The organism is Alteromonas sp. H39 (genome assembly GCF_047556435.1).
In the GTDB taxonomy this organism is placed as follows: domain Bacteria; phylum Pseudomonadota; class Gammaproteobacteria; order Enterobacterales; family Alteromonadaceae; genus Alteromonas.
Window position 1 is genome coordinate 1,709,389 of the sequence record NZ_CP180210.1, and the last position, 18,497, is coordinate 1,727,885.

The 18,497-nt window shown below is 48.5% G+C and carries 16 protein-coding genes; 8 read left to right on the forward strand and 8 right to left on the reverse strand.

All coding sequences use genetic code 11. The features are described 5' to 3' along the window. Window positions 1–64 precede the first annotated feature (64 nt). A complete protein-coding gene (locus tag ACLBLI_RS07525) occupies window positions 65–940 on the reverse strand; it encodes a glycosyltransferase family 2 protein (RefSeq protein ID WP_414830485.1) in 876 nt (291 codons plus the stop codon). 481 nt (window positions 941–1,421) lie between these two features. Beyond that, on the reverse strand, window positions 1,422–2,105 hold the full coding sequence (locus tag ACLBLI_RS07530) for a cytochrome b/b6 domain-containing protein (protein ID WP_414830486.1): 684 nt from the start codon (window positions 2,103–2,105) through the stop codon (window positions 1,422–1,424). 385 nt (window positions 2,106–2,490) lie between these two features. On the opposite strand from ACLBLI_RS07530, the gene dapB reads away from it, so the two are divergent. From dapB to ACLBLI_RS07555, 5 genes are all read left to right on the forward strand, one after another. After that, complete coding sequence (gene dapB, locus ACLBLI_RS07535) at window positions 2,491–3,294, forward strand: 4-hydroxy-tetrahydrodipicolinate reductase (RefSeq protein ID WP_414830487.1); 804 nt, start codon at window positions 2,491–2,493, stop codon at window positions 3,292–3,294. Between the two features lie 306 nt (window positions 3,295–3,600). Further along, window positions 3,601–4,731, forward strand: coding sequence for a glutamine-hydrolyzing carbamoyl-phosphate synthase small subunit (gene carA, locus ACLBLI_RS07540; RefSeq protein WP_414830488.1), 1,131 nt, complete (start codon window positions 3,601–3,603; stop codon window positions 4,729–4,731). A 13-nt stretch (window positions 4,732–4,744) separates the two neighbouring features. Further along, window positions 4,745–7,966 (forward strand): carbamoyl-phosphate synthase large subunit, encoded by a 3,222-nt coding sequence (gene carB, locus ACLBLI_RS07545; RefSeq protein WP_414830489.1) that lies wholly within the window; start codon window positions 4,745–4,747, stop codon window positions 7,964–7,966. A 120-nt stretch (window positions 7,967–8,086) separates the two neighbouring features. Further along, window positions 8,087–8,563 carry a transcription elongation factor GreA gene (gene greA, locus ACLBLI_RS07550; protein WP_414830490.1) on the forward strand — a complete coding sequence of 159 codons (477 nt, stop codon included), beginning with the start codon at window positions 8,087–8,089 and terminating at the stop codon, window positions 8,561–8,563. A 392-nt stretch (window positions 8,564–8,955) separates the two neighbouring features. Beyond that, complete coding sequence (locus tag ACLBLI_RS07555) at window positions 8,956–9,498, forward strand: NUDIX domain-containing protein (RefSeq protein ID WP_414830491.1); 543 nt, start codon at window positions 8,956–8,958, stop codon at window positions 9,496–9,498. Window positions 9,499–9,691: 193 nt separating this feature from the next. Here the strand turns inward: ACLBLI_RS07555 and ACLBLI_RS07560 are convergent, their stop codons facing one another. Both ACLBLI_RS07560 and ACLBLI_RS07565 read right to left on the reverse strand, forming a co-directional pair. Continuing rightward, entirely contained in the window at window positions 9,692–10,714 is a 1,023-nt protein-coding gene (locus tag ACLBLI_RS07560; RefSeq protein WP_414830492.1) for a hypothetical protein, read from the reverse strand. 132 nt (window positions 10,715–10,846) lie between these two features. Then, window positions 10,847–11,065 (reverse strand): VF530 family DNA-binding protein, encoded by a 219-nt coding sequence (locus ACLBLI_RS07565; protein WP_414830493.1) that lies wholly within the window; start codon window positions 11,063–11,065, stop codon window positions 10,847–10,849. Window positions 11,066–11,403: 338 nt separating this feature from the next. Between ACLBLI_RS07565 and ACLBLI_RS07570 the strand changes: the two genes are divergently transcribed. Next, window positions 11,404–12,051, forward strand: coding sequence for an RDD family protein (locus ACLBLI_RS07570; protein WP_414830494.1), 648 nt, complete (start codon window positions 11,404–11,406; stop codon window positions 12,049–12,051). A gap of 46 nt (window positions 12,052–12,097) precedes the next feature. On the opposite strand, the gene ACLBLI_RS07575 is transcribed toward ACLBLI_RS07570, so the two are convergent. Continuing rightward, complete coding sequence (locus tag ACLBLI_RS07575) at window positions 12,098–12,547, reverse strand: Hsp20 family protein (protein ID WP_414830495.1); 450 nt, start codon at window positions 12,545–12,547, stop codon at window positions 12,098–12,100. A 313-nt stretch (window positions 12,548–12,860) separates the two neighbouring features. Here ACLBLI_RS07575 and ACLBLI_RS07580 point away from each other — a divergent pair, with 313 nt between their 5' ends. Together ACLBLI_RS07580 and ACLBLI_RS07585 are read left to right on the forward strand one after the other, a co-directional pair. Further along, window positions 12,861–13,865 carry a hypothetical protein gene (locus ACLBLI_RS07580; protein ID WP_414830496.1) on the forward strand — a complete coding sequence of 335 codons (1,005 nt, stop codon included), beginning with the start codon at window positions 12,861–12,863 and terminating at the stop codon, window positions 13,863–13,865. Then, window positions 13,817–14,854 carry a hypothetical protein gene (locus tag ACLBLI_RS07585; RefSeq protein WP_414830497.1) on the forward strand — a complete coding sequence of 346 codons (1,038 nt, stop codon included), beginning with the start codon at window positions 13,817–13,819 and terminating at the stop codon, window positions 14,852–14,854. Before ACLBLI_RS07580 ends, ACLBLI_RS07585 begins: the two co-directional genes overlap by 49 nt. A 74-nt stretch (window positions 14,855–14,928) precedes the next feature. Here ACLBLI_RS07585 and ACLBLI_RS07590 read toward each other — a convergent pair whose 3' ends face one another. The 3 genes from ACLBLI_RS07590 to lnt form a co-directional block, all read right to left on the reverse strand. Continuing rightward, window positions 14,929–15,357 (reverse strand): Hsp20 family protein, encoded by a 429-nt coding sequence (locus ACLBLI_RS07590; protein WP_414830498.1) that lies wholly within the window; start codon window positions 15,355–15,357, stop codon window positions 14,929–14,931. A gap of 142 nt (window positions 15,358–15,499) precedes the next feature. Next, window positions 15,500–16,741 carry an amidohydrolase family protein gene (locus ACLBLI_RS07595; RefSeq protein WP_414830930.1) on the reverse strand — a complete coding sequence of 414 codons (1,242 nt, stop codon included), beginning with the start codon at window positions 16,739–16,741 and terminating at the stop codon, window positions 15,500–15,502. Between the two features lie 244 nt (window positions 16,742–16,985). Continuing rightward, the gene (lnt, locus tag ACLBLI_RS07600; RefSeq protein WP_414830931.1) at window positions 16,986–18,491 is read right to left on the reverse strand and encodes an apolipoprotein N-acyltransferase; all 1,506 of its coding nucleotides are present in this window, start codon (window positions 18,489–18,491) and stop codon (window positions 16,986–16,988) included. Between the last annotated feature and the right edge of the window lie 6 nt (window positions 18,492–18,497).

Consider the following 18,497-nt stretch of genomic DNA (forward strand, 5'->3'; position numbering starts at 1 on the left):
GGGGCATAGCAAAAACAAATCGCCTGTAAGTCTGTGAACTCCCAGGCGACTTGTTTTTTGTGTCTTATGCAGACAGGCGAGCCTCGTTTTCTGCCTGCCGCTCCACCGGAATGCCGGCAATGGCCGAACGAATTTCTTTTGCCGTGGGTAAGCGGGTCACCGCAAGGGGGGCATGCGCCGACGCCTTGCTGACAAAACCTCTGGCCATAAACGTCGTCAACCACTGCGTTTTGGGGTAATACCCCCACTTCTGTTTATACAAGTTGGCGTTGCGTACGATATCAAGCAGATGATTCAGCGGACACACACGACAGTTGCGGTATTGCTTGTACGTCACCAATGGCAGGGTTTTGTGTGTGATGCCAACGCGATTACAGCGGGTTGCAAAATCAATATCACCGATGCCAAAGCCGGCGTAATTTACATCGAAGCCATCAACTTTTTCAAAGTCATCCCGCTGAATGGCAAACAGTGAAGACTGGAGTCCCTCATGTTGATGTTGTAACGCTGTCTGACGTGGTCCTCTGGATTCCGGAAGTCGACTCAACTGCGCATAATCGGCATTTTCCGGCACCATTTTTAACTCTGTCATCACCGAGCCTAGCGTGCTGCCGCGAGATAGCGTATTGCTGATCTGAGTAAGCAGGGTAGGGTGGATCACGCAATCTACATCCATAAACAGAAGCGTTTCGGCGTCAGTGGCCGCAGCCCCCCGGTTACGCGCTCGGGCAATAGGAAGTGTATCGCTGGTTGCAAAACAATGCTTTACCGGAAAATAATCAGACTGTACCAATGAATGAGAGGACGGTGAGGTCATCCAGACCACGACCAGCTCTTTGGGTTTGTGCTCTGATGCTTCAAGGCTTTTAAGCAGTGCATAAAATTGCGGAATGCGGTTCTTAACGATAGTGATCACACCGATATCGCGACTTGCTGACATAGTACTCTCCTCAATGCAAACGTGGCCTGACTTCACATTCCTGATACCAGAAAAATTAGCTCCAGATGGATATCGAAATGTAAAACAGAATACTTCACAGGCCAGTGTTGTATTCACCTTGGGTGACTTTCCACTGTACTTACGCTGATACTGCAAGAAGTGTGCAAGCCAGAATGCCCCAAAATCAACACCTAACTCATTGATTTATATAGTCTGTAAGGTTGAGGGCGGCGCACTGTTTCTGTGCATTGCCTGAAAAAGTTACAAGCAGAAAAAATGGATGTGTAGCTATTGCGCACTGCTAGCGCTAGAAACGACAAGTAACGTGCTCGGGTTTACGATAAGAGTGTAAGCGGTATTTCATTATAATTGCCAACGAGGGTCGACTTAGACATGGTGGTAAGGATATTAACCCGCGGCGCACCGGCGCTCGGGCCGGTAGCACAACAGATGAATGCCCAGAACAGCAACGCTATGCCTGCTAATAATAGAAACCTTCATCGACAGGTTCAGGAGGAAGTATGTCTATGCCTAGATAAACAAGCGCGGCGACAATCGCGGCCACAACCACTGCCAGCAGTAATCGTGAAGATGTTATACCCTGACTGGAGGTGGCTTTTTTTCCATGGATCATCGCTGAGGTGAGTGACTGCTTTTTATAAACAGCGTAAAAAGCAATAGCGGCAATGTGCAGTGCAATAACAATCAGCAATGCATCTATTACCTGATGATGCAGTGTGCTCATCACATCCTGTGTACTGTCGCTGACAAGGTGACGGTAGGGACCGTCCAAAAATACTTCATCAGTCAGAAACAAGCCACTGACAGCCTGAATGGCAATAAGTAAAAGCATAACGATCACAAACACCCCTCCAAGTGGATTATGACCGGCATGCGGAACCGCGTGTTTATCTGGTAGCGAGCGCATGTAAGAAATAATGGCTGTGGGTCCTTTCAGAAAATGGCGAAAGCGCGCATGCTCGGGGCCGATGAATCCCCAGATAAGACGAAAAATGACAAGGCCAATAGTGAAATAGCCCACATAAAAATGCCATTGCATGGCATCGTCCAGCCATTCTGCCGTGGCGTACTGAATGCTTAGTGAGGCCACCAGAAGCCAGTGGAATAATCGAGTAGGGATATCCCAGATCATCCGCTTTTCCATTTTCGCTTTCCTTACATCGCTCAAAAATAGTAAATAGTATGCCAGCTTTTCTTAGCTGATATCGCACGTTGTCATTGCTGGCCCCTGGGCGCGATTGCCGCTCAGGTTATCTGGGCGGTGATAACAGGTCACACACTACCGGCGCCGGTTTAGGTAGTTACGTCAGGTCACTGCTGGCCTCGGCGAACAGGTGAAATCTCGGTGTAATCAATTTCTCTTGTGTGCTGCCTTTACTCTGATTTTCACTGTGCGCGAAAGTTAACGCGCCCGCAATAACCGTGGCGGTAACTTACGCAACCTTTACGATATTTGACTGTCGGTGGTTTTTTTCACAATTCTCATAGGGCACAATGCAGACATCAGGAAAAAAGACGAAAGACAATAAATGAAAGCAGGAATATTCGGTGCGAACGGTCGCATGGGGCGGGTGTTAATTGAAGCGCTTCAGCAAAGTGAGCAGGCAGAGTTAAGCGTTGCCACTGTCAGAGATGACTCACCGTGGGTAGGGATGAATGTAGGTGAACTGGCCGGCGTTGGGTCGCTGCCGGTTAGCTGTACCGGGGTAAGTCAGATCGCTGCTGACGATGTGGATGTGATGATTGACTTTACCTTGCCTGCTGCCTTTAACGCGAATGTGAACTGGTGTGTGGAAAATAAAGTACCCGTAGTAATAGGTACAACGGGTCTGTCAGATGAGCAACTACATTTGTTAAAGCAGGCTGCTGAACATATTCCAATTGTGTTCGCGGCAAATTACAGCGTAGGCGTGAATCTGATGTTGTCGCTGGTGCGTCAGGCTGCCAGAGCGCTTGGAAACACGGCGGATATCGAAATTACCGAAGCGCACCACCGCTATAAACAGGATGCCCCGTCTGGTACCGCCATGGCAATCGGTGAAGCCATAGCGGATGAGCTGGGGCGCGACCTGGCAGACTGCGCGGTTTATGGCCGTGAAGGAAAAGAGCCCGCGCGGGATCAAAAAACCATTGGCTTTGCGACAGTACGAGCCGGCGACATTGTAGGCGAGCATACTGCGCTGTTTGCAGACATTGGTGAGCGCCTTGAGATCACGCATAAAGCGTCCAGCCGTCTGACTTTCGCCAAAGGGGCGGTGCATGCGGCAGTGTGGCTGCGCGATAAATCACCAGGTTTGTATTCTATGGCGCAGGTTATCGGCCTGCCCGAATAAATAAATCAGTAGCGATATAAATAGGCCCATCGAGTGACATAAATGCTACTTTTCGGCCTTTGGGGTATTAAATTAGGTTAGTGAGCTATTTTAACTATTTTTCTAAATCTAATTAGACCTCTTCTGAAGAGTCATGTATACTCATTGGAATTTGCCAAAATTTCGCGTCATTTAGCTGTATGACGCAGTTTTATTAGCTGCAAAGATCTGTAAACGGGAAGTAAATTACACCTTACCTCCCGTTTTTTGTGCGGTTTTGACAGATTTCTGTCGAAACACTCGGTTACCCTTAATCTGGAGGTTGACTTGGCTAATTCTGCCCTTTTGGTGTTAGAGGATGGTTCCGTCTTTAAAGGCACTGCCATTGGTGCTCAAGGTATGTCCGTTGGTGAAGTTGTCTTTAATACTTCAATGACTGGCTATCAGGAAATCCTTACCGACCCATCTTACGCTGAACAAATCATCACCCTTACTTATCCCCATATTGGTAATACCGGAACAAACGAAGAAGACGTTGAATCAGATACAATCTGGTCAAAAGGTCTGATTATTCGTGATCTTCCGCTGGTTGCCAGTAACTTCCGCAATCAACAGACCTTGTCTGATTACCTCAAAGCAAAAGGGATTGTAGGAATTGCTGACATCGATACTCGTCGTTTAACACGTATTCTGCGCGATAAAGGCGCACAGAATGGTTGCATCGTATGTGACGATACGCTTGACGAAGCGAAAGCGCTTGAAGCAGCGAAAGGCTTTCCCGGCCTGAAAGGCATGGATCTGGCCAAAGAAGTGTGCACCAAAGAGGTGAAAAACTGGACAGCAGGAAGCTGGCAATTAGGCAAAGGGTATGTCACGCCTGAATCACACAAGTATCACGTTGTCGCGTATGACTACGGCGTGAAACACAACATCCTTCGTATGTTGTCCGACCGTGGCTGTAAAATCACACTGGTTCCGGCACAAACGCCTGCGGATGAAGTATTAGCGATGGATCCAGATGGCGTATTTTTGTCAAACGGACCAGGCGACCCGGAGCCGTGCGACTATGCGATTGAAGCAATCAAGGCCATCGTGGCGAAAGGTATCCCTACTTTCGGAATCTGCTTAGGTCACCAACTGCTGGCACTGGCCAGTGGCGCGAAAACGGTGAAGATGAAGTTTGGTCACCACGGTGCCAACCATCCGGTAAAAGACTTGAAGAAAGATGTGGTTATGATCACCAGTCAAAACCACGGGTTCGCCGTCGATGAAAGTACCTTACCTGACAATCTGGAAGTGACTCACGTGTCGCTGTTTGATAAGTCACTGCAAGGTATTCATCGGACAGATAAACCGGCATTCAGCTTCCAGGGTCACCCTGAAGCCAGCCCGGGTCCGCACGAAGCGGCCGATCTGTTTGATCACTTCATCGACCTCATCGAACAACACAAGCAGTAGGAACGAGCCCGCTATGCCAAAACGTACAGACATACAAAGTATTCTTATCTTAGGTGCTGGCCCTATTGTTATCGGTCAGGCCTGTGAATTTGACTATTCCGGCGCGCAGGCGTGTAAGGCGTTGCGTGAAGAGGGTTACCGCATAATTTTGGTTAACTCTAACCCGGCAACCATTATGACTGACCCGGAAATGGCTGACTCGACATATATCGAGCCAATCCACTGGGAAGTGGTCAGAAAAATTATCGAAAAAGAGCGTCCTGACGCAGTGCTGCCAACAATGGGTGGGCAGACAGCACTGAATTGTGCGCTCGAGCTGGAAAACCAGGGTGTACTGGAAGAATTCGGCGTTGAGTTAATTGGTGCCACTGCCGATGCTATCGATAAGGCAGAGAACCGTGACCGCTTCGACCAGGCCATGCGTAACATCGGCCTTGAATGCCCACGGGCAGAAATTGCTAAAAGCATGGAGCAGGCGCACGATGTGTTAAGCCGCATTGGCTTCCCTTGTATTATTCGTCCGTCATTTACCATGGGCGGAACCGGCGGCGGTATTGCTTACAACATTGAAGAGTTCAATGAAATTTGCCACCGCGGCCTGGATTTGTCACCCACCAATGAGCTGTTGATTGATGAATCACTGATTGGGTGGAAAGAATATGAAATGGAAGTGGTGCGCGATAAAGCGGACAACTGCATTATCGTTTGTACCATTGAAAACTTCGACCCCATGGGCGTACACACTGGTGACTCGATTACTGTAGCACCAGCGCAAACCCTGACCGACAAAGAATTCCAGCTGATGCGTAATGCGGCAATGGCCGTGCTGCGCGAAATTGGTGTGGAAACCGGCGGTTCAAACGTACAATTTGGTGTCGACCCTGATACCGGTCGTGTGGTTATCATTGAAATGAACCCACGGGTCTCGCGTTCGTCAGCGCTGGCATCAAAAGCCACAGGCTTCCCAATTGCTAAAGTCGCCGCCAAACTGGCGGTAGGGTATACCCTGGACGAACTGGCCAACGACATCACCGGTGGCCTCACACCGGCATCATTCGAGCCGTCAATCGACTACGTCGTTACCAAAATTCCTCGCTTTAACTTCGAGAAGTTCGCCGGCGCTAATGACCGTCTGACTACACAGATGAAGTCAGTAGGCGAAGTGATGGCGATTGGTCGTAACCAGCAGGAGTCTTTGCAAAAAGCATTGCGCGGATTGGAAGTGAACGCTACTGGTTTCAATTCCATGGTGAATCTGGAAGACAGCGATGCGAAAAGCAAGGTTACCTATGAGCTACGTCAACCCGGTGCCGAGCGTATCTGGTACATCGGCGATGCGTTCCGTATGGGCATGTCGGTAGATGAGGTCTTTAGTCTGACCAATATCGATCGCTGGTATCTTGTGCAGATTGAAGAGATCATCAAGCTGGAAGCCGAGGTTGAAGAGAAAGGCCTGAACGGCATCGATGCCGATATGATGCGGACGCTAAAACGCAAGGGTTTCGCCGATACACGCCTTGCTGAACTCACCAAAGTAGCCGAAAGCGATATCCGCGAGGCGCGTCACGCCTTTGGTATTAAGCCAGTATATAAGCGGGTAGATACCTGTGCTGCGGAGTTTGCAACCAGCACCGCATACATGTACTCCACCTACGACGAAGAGTGCGAAGCAGACCCATCAGACAGAGACAAAATCATGGTACTCGGCGGTGGACCTAACCGGATAGGACAGGGCATCGAGTTTGATTATTGCTGTGTGCACGCGGCATTGTCGATGCGTGAAGACGGGTACGAAACCATCATGGTTAACTGTAACCCGGAAACCGTATCTACCGACTACGACACTTCCGACCGCCTGTACTTCGAACCCGTCACGCTGGAAGACGTACTGGAAATCGTAAACGTTGAAAAGCCAAAAGGCGTAATTGTGCAGTACGGTGGTCAGACACCACTGAAACTGGCGCGCGCACTGGAGGCTAACGGCGTACCGATTATCGGAACCTCGCCTGATGCCATTGACCGTGCAGAAGATCGTGAGCGCTTCCAGCACATGGTGAATAAGCTGAACCTGAAGCAACCTGCGAATGCGACGGTCACCAACTTTGACCAGGCGCTGACCCGTGCTGATGAAATCGGCTTCCCGCTGGTGGTTCGTCCGTCTTATGTTTTAGGTGGTCGTGCGATGGAAATCGTATATGACATCAAAGACTTAAAACGTTATCTGACAGATGCGGTTAAAGTGTCTAATGACGCGCCGGTACTGCTGGACCGTTTCCTGGATGATGCCATTGAAGTAGACATCGACGCTATCTGCGACGGTACCGACGTGGTTATTGGCGGTATCATGGAGCATATCGAGCAAGCCGGGGTTCACTCTGGCGACTCTGCGTGTTCTCTGCCACCACACTCGCTGCCAAAAGCCATTCAGGACACCATGCGTGAACAAGTGAAAGCCATGGCGCTGGAGCTTGGTGTTGTGGGCCTGATGAACACCCAGTTTGCGATTAAAGACGGCGAGGTGTACCTGATTGAGGTGAACCCACGTGCGGCACGCACGGTACCGTTTGTGTCTAAAGCAACGGGTATTCCGCTTGCCAAAGTCGCCGCGCGCGCCATGGCCGGGATTTCTCTGAAAGAGCAGGGCATTACTGACGAAGTGATCCCGCCGTTCTTCTCAGTTAAAGAAGTGGTGCTGCCATTTGCGAAATTCCAGGGTGTAGACCCGCTGTTAGGGCCGGAAATGCGCTCTACCGGTGAGGTGATGGGCGTAGGCGATACGTTTGAAGAAGCGTACGCGAAAGCCAACCTGGGCGCAGGATCGCCGCTGCCGAAGTCAGGCAAAGCGCTGTTGTCTGTGCGTAACACGGATAAATCTAAAATCATTGAGCTGGCCAAGGCGCTGGTGGAAAATGGCTTTAGTATTGAGGCTACGCGCGGCACTGCAACGACGCTTTACGATGCCGGCATTATGAGCACCGTGGTGAACAAGTTGTCCGAAGGTCGTCCGAATATCGTCGATGCGATTAAAAATGGTGAGTATGATTACATCATTAACACCACGGAAGGACGCCAGGCAATCACCGACTCGGTTTATATTCGTCGTGAAGCCTTAATCAATAAGGTAACCTATACCACAACGATGAACGCGGCGTTTGCCACAGTACGTGCAAAATCCGCTGATGACCGAGGCAAAGTGGCGTCTGTACAAGAGCTGCACGCCCGCATCAATCCTTGATGACAACAGGCAGGATACGCGCTATCCTGTCTTAAATAGTGTTTTAAAAGTGCGCCTGAAGGCGCACTTTTTATCTCTGTCACAGACAAACGAAGACAATCAGGAAGTGAGATCGAATCCATGAGTCAGTATCCGATGACCGCTCGTGGCGCACAGCTATTGCGCGACGAATTAAACGAACTGAAAACCAAGACACGTCCACGCATTATCGAAGCGATTGCAGAAGCGCGTGAACATGGCGATTTAAAAGAAAATGCTGAGTATCATGCAGCCCGTGAACAACAGAGCTTTTGCGAAGGGCGTATTCAGGATATCGAGGGCAAGCTATCTAATGCTCAGATCATCGATGTTACCAAGATGGAAAATACCGGCAAGGTGATTTTCGGGACTACTGTAACTATCCTGAACCTGGAAACCGACGAAGAGACACGCTATCGCATCGTGGGTGATGATGAAGCGGATATCAAAAATAATCTGATTTCTGTGAATTCACCCATTGCTCGCGGCCTGATCGGTAAAGAGCTGGATGACGTGGTAACCATTCAGACGCCAAACGGCCCAATGGAGTATGAAATCTCCGAAGTTGAGTATATCTGATATCAAGAAGCCGGTTTTTACCGGCTTTTTTCATTCCCCGCCAGTCTAAGCTTTGGGTTCTCCACAGCGTTTTATTATAGCCATGTTTTTGTCATTGTGGCTTTCCTCGTTGTTTTCAGTAGCTGTTACCCGGCTACAAGATGAACTGATAAGTGCTTTCTCTCGTTCAACACAAGCGAAAATGGTGAAAGAGAAGCTTGTTTAAGCCAAACGCGAGTCTGTAACAAGCATAAGCGGGTGAGATTGAACCACGTGCTCCCGATAATACACAGTCGCAGTGAAGTCTTTCAGATGATAGCCTTTTACCCTAACAGTTGAACGCGTTTCATGGTGAAGATTTATACCTTGATTACGAGTACATTAAGCCACTTGCGGTAAGCCAGGAGAATACGATGGGAAAGGAAATTGACACGCTAAGCAGCCGGGTTGTGTACCAAAATAAGTGGATGACGCTACGTGAAGATCGCATTTTGCGGGAAAGCGGAAATGAGGGCGTCTACAGTGTGGTAGAGAAGCCAGACTTCGCGATTGTTATTGCTGTACAGGATGACCTCGTGTACATGGTGGAGCAGTTCCGCTATCCCATTGGAGAACGTCAACTGGAGTTTCCGCAGGGAGCATGGGAAGAGAATCCCGATGCCGACCCACAGGTGCTTGCAGCCGGAGAACTACAGGAGGAAACCGGGCTAATAGCTAAGCAGTGGGATTACGTAGGCTATCAGTATCTGGCGTATGGATTTTGCGACCAGGGCTACCATATTTTTGTTGCCCGAGACCTAACTATGACACAAAAGAACCTCGACCCTGAAGAGGAAGGGCTGTTATCCAAAACAGTCAGCGTAAAGGAGCTTGAGGCTAAGATAGTTGCCGGCGAAATCAAAGATGCCACCACCTGTAACGCGTTTGGTCTGGCACGATTAAAGGGGCTGCTGTGATTTGCAGTGGCTCGTTCTGATCTGATAAACGTCCTGTAGCTTTTCGGCCTGGCCTATCAGGCAGCAATGAGTGAAAAGCAAAAGTTGACTTACGAATCATCAAACTGCCGCTTCAGGCAAGGAGGGCACGGTTAATGCCCGTATTTACTTGTGGTTTGGGGCAGCGGAAAATTAGTCCGACAACATACGTTTGTTAAGAGGCATTAGTTCGCTCTGCCTCGTCTAATTTTCTTAACGCAAACTCACCTCTTTCAGATACAGAGTTTGAGTTATCTGTAGCAAAGCGTTCGGCAAAAACTGTTGCCTTTGTACCTAGACTTCCCAGTTCTCGTATTAGAAATTCTGCTGAAACGCGCCTAACAATGGGAGAACTATCTTCAGATGATCTCTTTAGTAAGTCTATTAGCGGGATGTCAATTTCTAACTTCCGCTCACGTATGACAGGCTTTAGCCGGCCTTCGCAGTACCTTATATCAGTCCACACCCATTTTCGGTCTTCGAACCATACAATCCGTCCTTCAAACAAGCTGCGGTAGGCCCTAGCCCGAACCGATGGCTGAATTGCAGATGTAGCTATTTTTGCAATGTGATCATCAAGTATCGCAGTGCGACCAAGCTGAGAAAAAAGAGAAGGCATTGGCCCTGAAGCAGACATGATTAGCTTAGACCGTAGGGATTTTGCTAAATGCTTTTCACTAATAATTTCCAGAAGAACCGCTTTATCTGCTTTTTCTATCCTACCCCAGGAGTTCCAGTTTGAAAGCGCAACGCACAATGCCTCAACTACATATTCAGGAGCAGTTGATCTTGTTATCTCTGGTAGTTTCTCCCTCGCGGCTTTACGAACCTGGGGCACCCAGTCATTAAGTCTACGAACTGCAAGGGAATAAAAGAAAGTATTCGGAGCAGCCCCAGATAAAGCTCGAAGCGCTTTTTCACGTTTGTAGCCATCCCAGCTAAGAAGATCAAGCCAGGTTACGAATTCCTTAGGTCTTGACCACAGTTTCCATTTGGGGGAAAGAGGCTCCCTTACGGTTGAAGAAAATTCTGATCGAATGATTCGTTCCCAGTAGTCAAAACCAGAAAGAGGTAACAAAGATGTAGCTTCAATTAGTTCAGACATATCGGGGACTACTTTGCTGCCTGATGTTTTCGAGGTAGCAAATGTTCTCACTGCTGAAATAATCTTGTCTTTCATAATCTGCGATTTTTGCATCTGCTATTCCTGCCCCTTAATACAAAGCTTTGGGGCGCAAGCATGGGCTATAATCGCGAAGCGGTGCCGTGTTTGCGTCCCAGCGAACGAAGCGAGCGCCAACAGTAAATTGTTATGCGCAGCTTCACTCCATTACGTAAACGTATCTAAGTACAATGACTCTACTTTATCCCTGGCCCATTGTGTTTTACGTAAAAATTTTAGTGATGATTTAATTGAAGGGTCATTACTAAAGCAATTTACCCTTACCCGTTGATATAAGCCATTCCAACCGTAGTGCTCATGTAGCCGAGTTAAAATCGTTTCCAACGTAAGCCCGTGCAACGGATTATTGATTTGTTCCTGATTCATCAAATACCCTGGCAGTTATAGTAGATAAAGCAGTTTATCAAAGTAAAATGTAAACCTCTCCTAAACTAATGGCATACCTTTTTAGATTTCTGCGCCATTATCACGTTAGGTTTTTTCTGCCCATGGCTTGTCAGACCATCCTGTCACCCTTGGTTTCATGAATAGGCTGTCTCCCCGTTCACTCTCTCAGGCCGTCGCATAACCGGCGCTTCGTAATACGTCATCATTATCAGCGCCATGTATCGCAAACGAGTGGTTACTATTTACTAACGCTGGGTACAGCACTTATTATCAACCTTGTCTTAAAAGGAAAAACAATAAGAGTAAATGGAGATACCGTGGACACACCAGAATATTCCCGCTACACATTCGACGAACTGGTTGAAGCCAGGGAGTCAGTTGATCGCACCCTTTACCCTCAAAGGGCAGCACAGCTTGATAGATTACTGAATACTTTTAGTCACGACGAGCAACAACACAGTGACGAAACCGACCCACTGGATAAATACAAAACGTTTGGTCCAAGGGTAGGGGCCATGATTGTCGACTCGCTGATAACCGCCATTGGCTTAGGAGTACTTTCCTTGCTGACCGGGTTCAAAGAGTCACCATGGTTCTGGTGGATAGACAGTGCCATCCTTATCGCCTATGCCGTTATCATGCATGGCCTGTATGGTCAGACTCTTGGAAAAATGGTGACGGGAGTTAAGGTACTGGATGAAAAAACCGAGTCTGCGATTACCTTTGCTCAGGCTGCGCTGCGCGACTGTGTGCCAATTATGTCCACACTGGTCATCATAATTGTTGCTTCTTTACTGCAGTGGGGCGTTATCACGAATATTTCTGGCTGGCTTGAGATGGGGTTGATGATGTTTACATGGAGTTTGCTGGTCTGGCATCTGCTGGAAGTTATTTCTATGCTGACCAACCAAAAGCGACGGGCTATTCACGATTATATTGCGGGCACGGTAGTGATAAAGGAATAAAAAAAACGGCGCCAGAAGCGCCGTTTTTCATTAACCTGACTAACGGTTATTTGTTTTCAATTAAGCGTGAACCAATCTCAATCTGACGTGGCTTCTTCGCTTCAGGAATGACGCGCTCCATATCGATGTGCAGTAAGCCATGTTCCATGTCAGCAGCCAGTACTTTTACATGGTCGCCTAACTGGAACTTACGCTCGAAGTTTCTTTCAGAAATACCTTTGTGAAGGAACTTACGTTCTTCAGTGGCTTCTTTCTCGTCATCGGCTTTCTTGCCGGTAACGGTCAGCGTGTTTTCCTGAACTTCAATGGTGACGTCATCTTTGCTAAAGCCTGCAACGGCCATTGTTACGCGATATTTGTCTTCACCCAGCAACTCAATGTTGTATGGCGGGTAAGAGCTTTGTTTCTCGGCACGTGTTGCCGCATCGACAAGCGATGCAAGATGGTCTGAACCAATGAATGAACGGTAAAGTGGAGATAGATCGATAGTACGCATAGTCATATCCTCAATATAAAGCAATATGTGATTAACGAGCCCCAGTTTGCTGGCGACTCTGATTTTGTTTGTCGACCTGGCCATTCAGCGTCGACATAAGATATATATATCCGTGCAAATTGTTTTCAAGTCGCATTTCAAAAAAAATTTTATTTTTACATTGCGCATCCATGACAGGCAGGCTGACGTCTTGTGATTGCGTAGCGCCGATAAGATCAGTGTTCACCGTGACGAGGGTAAAGTGCGTTAAAACTTGCCTGTTTTTTGACCATGGTCTTTAATAGGAGCAGCCATAAAACTGAAGGGAAGCAGTTTGCAGAAGCATATGCGAAACGCCAGAGAGCTCGCAGCGGCGCCGTTATTTTACGGCATGATATTATTGTCGGTTAATTCCCTGCTGGGGTTTATTTCCTTTTCACATCCGCCTGATTCACTTGCAGCACGGGATGCGGGGGCGGCGTTTGTCATCCCCATTTTGACAGCAATGGCGTGGTGGGGATACCGCATCAATGTGGTTAAGGCGTCGCAGTATCTGGCCGCCGTCATAAGTCACCGACGCCACGATAACCTCTCACGGATGGAAGGCTGGTTGGTGCGGATCATGGTCAGTCGTGTTGAACAGCTCAGATGGATGCTGGTTATTGCGGCACTGGTCTTATCAACGGCATATCTGGTGTCTCAAGAGATCACTGCGACCCTGGGGGATGAGCCACGACGAATAATATTGTTAGTGCAGGCATTCCCGTTGTGGCTGAGCATACTCCATGTACTGACAGCCAATGTATTGACTCTGAAATTTCTTCGTAAACACCTGAACCAATATTTTCGTGTCAGGTTGTTTGAGATAGAGAGACTGCGCCCGGTATGTCATCTGGTCGTTACGAATTTTCTTGTAGCCTCACTGTTGCTGACCATTTTCGGATTGAATGCTTTGTTCATTACGCTGCCGCTGGCAGACGCTCTGCTGATGCTGGTATTTTCACTGGTTATCCTGTTGATACTGCTCCAGCCTGTTATCGAGATGAGTAAAATCGTCAGTTTGCGCAGAGAAATGACGCTGTCGAGAATTAACGACACATTAAAAATACAGCTTAAAGGCGCTTCCGCACCACAAAAAGATGATCGGCGGTTGGTCGACAATACAGCTCGGCTTCAGTTTATTTCAGACTTGCTCACAGTGCGAAAAGAAATCAGTAATGCGCCTGTATGGCCAATGACTTTCCCCTCCACCATAAAAATTGTTGTGCTTATGGTATTGCCGGTAGTTTCATGGACCGGTTCCGGCGTAGTCGCTCAGCTTATGAAGCAGATAATGTAATGCAGGGGCATGGCCTTCAGCGAGTACGCTACTCGTTTTCATTTGTCGCCATTTCACTGGTAATGATGTTTATTGCTTTCTTGCTGGGTGCCTTTGATCCTGCCACGTTGACGCAGTCTGACGGTCTGCGAATGAGAAACGGGGCGATAGCACTGCCTCTGATGTCAGGTTTTATGTTGTTTTCTCATTATCATCTGAATCAGCGCTGGCGTGCTTGCCTGCAACTATTTCTAAAACGTAACAAGGTGTCTATGTCGCCTGCAGAAATGGAATCACATCTGGATCGTGGTGTGAGGAACGGAAAGCGGGCTGCCGTCATTTTTTCGCTGGTGATGACCAGCGTCTATTTGCTATCAGAGAACCTGTTGCGAGCTGACTCCGGTGCATTAGAGCTGTATTTGTGCTTTATCGCATTTTTCTTCTGGGGGCTTATCTTTCTGGTTATCTACGAGCTGATTTTCATCACTCAGTTTGTGTTAAAGCATTTTCTGAACACACGTCTGATTGATCTTTTTGGGATTGAAAAACTGAGCCACTTATCGGACCTGGTGATTACCAATGCCATTATCAGCGCTATCGGGTTGTGTCTTGTACCGCTGTTCTGGCTAGGGCGCGACGTTCCCTGGGTAGACAGGATCATCGTTGCAACGGTATTTATTGTGTTAGTGTGTTTTCTGTTCTGGCCGGTTACCCGGATCCAGTCAGTTATCTCAAATAAAAAAGACATGGCTGTATCTCGAATCAACGATGCTATTAAAACGCTGTTTAATGATAACAGCCAAAGACAACGACGATTGACCGATGATCCGGAACGCTTACGCAGACTCAGTGCACTGATCAATGCAAAGCAAGAAATAACTGCTGTTTCCGAATGGCCCGTTGATATTCCTCAGGGGATTAAATCATCGTTAATTTTGCTGTCAATTCCTGCGTCGTGGGCAATAGGTGCGGTAGTAGAAAACATCATAGAAGCCATGAAGCTGATATGAAAACGGCGCCGAGTGGCGCCGCTTTCGTGTCCGGGAAGACCTGAGCCTGTTCCAAGCAGGCTAGGGGACTGAGATTATGCTTTTCCAATCTCAATCATTTGAGGCTTTTTCGCCTCAGGTATGACTCGCTTCATATCAATATGTAGCAGTCCATGTTCCATGTCTGCTCCTGTTACTTCAACATGATCACCTAACTGGAACTTGCGTTCGAAATTACGATCGGAAATTCCTTTGTGCAGAAACTCACGTTTTTTCTCAGTGTCTGGAAATTCCACTTTTCCTGCTACAGTCAGCGTATTCTCCTGTACCTCTATGGTGATATTGTCTTCGCTGAAACCTGCCACGGCCATAGTAATGCGGTAGTTGTCTTCGCCACGCAATTCAATGTTGTAAGGAGGGTAACTGCTTTGCTTTTCAGTTCTGCTGGCAGCATCAACCAGATTAGCCAGATGATCTGAGCCAATAAATGAACGGTAAAGTGGAGATAGATCGATAGTACGCATAGTCATATCCTCAAAATTAAGCAATATGTAAGTTAAATGTGCCCCGATTAACGGCGGCAGTGTTGTCGGCCTGACCATTCAGCACCGACAACATTAAAGTGAGGATAGCGAGAATTTTTTCAAGTAGAAAATATGAAAAAAATTACATTGCCAGTGTTTTTACGATTTGGCCATCCTTCATAACGAAACGGATATCTTCCATTTTCTGCATATCTTCCAATGGGTTACCTGGAACGGCAACCATGTCAGCCAGCTTACCCTCAGACAGGCTGCCTAAGGTGTCCTGTTGCTTAAGCAACGTGGCTGGATTGATGGTAGCGGCCTGTATGGCCTGCATAGGGGTCATGCCGAACTTCACCATGCGGGCAAATTGTTTGCCGTTATCACCATGAGGATAGACACCAGCGTCTGAGCCAAATACCATTTTTACACCCGCTTTCACGGCCTTTTCAAAGTTCTCGCGCTGACGCTTACCTACTACACGCTCCTTGTTCAGACTTTCTTCAAGAATGCCGGCTTTTTCGCCTTCGCCCAGAATGTATTCAGTTACGTAAATGTCCATAGAGAAATAAGTACCATTTTTCAGTGCCAGCTCAATGGCTTCATCATCCAGCAAACTTACGTGCTCCACCGAATCAACGCCAGCGCGAATAGCATCTTTAATGCCGCTGGTGCCGTGGGCATGCGTTGCCACAGTCAGTCCACGTAAATGCGCCTCGGCAATTAACGCCTTCATCTCTTCCAGCGTATATTGTTGCGCGCCTACCTTGGTACCTTTAGACAGCACGCCGCCAGTCGCACAGAACTTAATAACGGTAGCGCCATATTTGATATTACGACGCACTGCTTTGCGAACTTCCCATGGACCATCCGCTACGCCTTCGCTGTAGTCTTCGTATTCATAAGGGAGCAGGTTGCTATCGCAGTGGCCGCCGGTGACGCCAAGTGACGGACCTGCGACGAACATGCGTGGGCCAGGGACATCACCCGCGTTAATGGCATCACGTAGCGCCACGTCAGCAAAGCCAGGAGCGCCAACGTTCCTGACCGTAGTGAAACCTGCCATTAAGGTGTCTTGTGCATGTTTAACGCCGGTGATGGCAGCGCGGGGCAGTGAAACCGACAAGCGCTTGTAGCCGTGCTTAGTGGCATCGCTGGTTAAATGTACGTGCATATCCATGAGGCCAGGCATTAACGTCGCGTTGCCCAGGTCAACCCGCTCAGCATCATCAGGTATGGTTACCCGGCCCTGCACACCTGCAGCCTGGATTTGATTACCGTCCACTACCACAACAGCATTGTTAATAAGCTTGCCACTTTCTACGTCAATCATTCTGTCTGCGGTAATCACTTTAGGCGCAGCAAACGCGCTGGTGATCACCATGCTCAATAACAGCAGTGTTAGTCGTTTCATGTTATTCCCTTGTGGTTTCGATATTGTTATTTTGACGGTACACGTAAGCGCTTTACTGTTACAGAAAAGAGTCTATATAGAAGAGCGCCGTAGTGTGTTGGATAGGCTAAATTTACCTGACCATAAGCCGACACCAATTGAGGTGGACCAATTCACTTTACCAACGTCAGATTGAAAAGGGCAGCGCTTGCGGCAAAAAGCGCGAATGGCGCGATTACTTTGCTTTTTTGCGCGACAACCCAATCCCGACAATAAATGCGGCAAACGTCATGCACAGGGCGAGAAAATCGCCAAAATAGCGGTAGGGTGTCATGCCTCGCATAGCGATTACCGGCGCTTCAATGCTGCCAGCTGCAAACTGTTCCAACTGCGACGTTATGTGTCCCTTGTGATCAATAAATGCGGTAATGCCATTATTGGTGGCACGAATAACCGGGCGACCAGTTTCCGCGGCGCGTGCCCGGGCGATTTGCAGGTGCTGCGCCGGACCATGTGAACGGCCAAACCAGGCATCATTGCTAACGGTAATGATCATGTCAGTATCATCGTGTACGTTTGCCATCACCTGACGCGGGAAAGCGATTTCAAAACAAATTGCCGGTGCCAGATGAATGCCGTTGGCGGTTAGGTTTTTTTGCACAAAATCCCCACGTGAAAAAGAGGACATGGGCAAGTCAAACAGCGGGGCCAGTGGGCGCAGAAAATCCTCAAACGGCACAAATTCTCCCACCGGCAGCAAATGGTGTTTTGCATAGCGGTTATTATGAAAATACCGATAATGCCCGGTTTGTGCGTCAGCATCTTCTTTGCCCAGCACCAGAAGGTTATTCCAGGCTTCATCAGATTCAAAATTGTAGTTTACCACACCGGTAATCAGTGCCGCATTTTGCTTCGCTGCGCGGGCATCCATTTCCAGTATAAATTCCTGCGCCAGATACTCCAGTTTGGGTATGGCAGCTTCCGGCCAGATGATGAGGTCGTTATCCCACAGGCCTTCAGTGAGCGCCTGGTATTTTTGCATGGTAGGAACGTCCTGTTCGGGTACCCACCGCAGAGACTGTTTGATGTTACCCTGAACCATGGCAACGTCATATCTTTTATGGGCAGTTACCCAGTCATGCTGACTGGCAACCCATCCACTGACATAAGCAATCACCACCGCCAGTGATGATAGGACAATACGGGGGAGTGTCTGACTTATCGCTAGCAGTGCCCCCAGACTGATGAGCAGAGCGGTAACGCCGGTCTCACCGATTACCGGAAACCAGCCCAGCAGCGGACTATCCAATTGACTGTAGCCTAGTGATAACCACGGAAAGCCTGTAAGTACCCAGCTTCTGAGCCACTCGGAAATGAACCAGAGCAATGGCAGGGTTAGCGGCCACACCGCTACGGAAAAGTATTTCTTGTTGATCCAGAGCGCAAGGGCGGGATACAGCGCCAGATAGCCACAAAGCAGAGCCATCAAAGCTACAGAGGCAATTAGAGGTAAGCCGCCGAAATCGGCAATACTGACATGAACCCAACTGATACCTGCACCAAACCAGCCAAAGCCGAACAACCATCCGGCTTTAAAGCCATTACCCGGTGCTTTTGCTACCCGTCTTATCCCCAGACCCAGCGCAAGCAGAGCCACCGGCCAGATAGAGAAAGGCGCAAACGCCAGCGTAAGGCTGGCGCCACTCAGTAAAAGTAGTAAGGGGGAAACCAGTGCTTTCAGCGTCAA

Coding starts and splice junctions, on each gene's coding strand:
- ACLBLI_RS07585 (WP_414830497.1), top strand. CDS start 13,817: ATGGACCGGTTCCGGCGTAGTCGCTCAGCTTATGAAGCAGATAATGTA.
- greA (WP_414830490.1), top strand. CDS start 8,087: ATGAGTCAGTATCCGATGACCGCTCGTGGCGCACAGCTATTGCGCGAC.
- ACLBLI_RS07590 (WP_414830498.1), bottom strand. CDS start 15,357: ATGCGTACTATCGATCTATCTCCACTTTACCGTTCATTTATTGGCTCA.
- ACLBLI_RS07555 (WP_414830491.1), top strand. CDS start 8,956: ATGGGAAAGGAAATTGACACGCTAAGCAGCCGGGTTGTGTACCAAAAT.
- ACLBLI_RS07575 (WP_414830495.1), bottom strand. CDS start 12,547: ATGCGTACTATCGATCTATCTCCACTTTACCGTTCATTCATTGGTTCA.
- ACLBLI_RS07595 (WP_414830930.1), bottom strand. CDS start 16,741: ATGGTGATCACCAGCGCGTTTGCTGCGCCTAAAGTGATTACCGCAGAC.
- ACLBLI_RS07565 (WP_414830493.1), bottom strand. CDS start 11,065: ATGAATCAGGAACAAATCAATAATCCGTTGCACGGGCTTACGTTGGAA.
- ACLBLI_RS07530 (WP_414830486.1), bottom strand. CDS start 2,105: ATGGAAAAGCGGATGATCTGGGATATCCCTACTCGATTATTCCACTGG.
- carB (WP_414830489.1), top strand. CDS start 4,745: ATGCCAAAACGTACAGACATACAAAGTATTCTTATCTTAGGTGCTGGC.
- ACLBLI_RS07525 (WP_414830485.1), bottom strand. CDS start 940: ATGTCAGCAAGTCGCGATATCGGTGTGATCACTATCGTTAAGAACCGC.
- ACLBLI_RS07560 (WP_414830492.1), bottom strand. CDS start 10,714: ATGCAAAAATCGCAGATTATGAAAGACAAGATTATTTCAGCAGTGAGA.
- dapB (WP_414830487.1), top strand. CDS start 2,491: ATGAAAGCAGGAATATTCGGTGCGAACGGTCGCATGGGGCGGGTGTTA.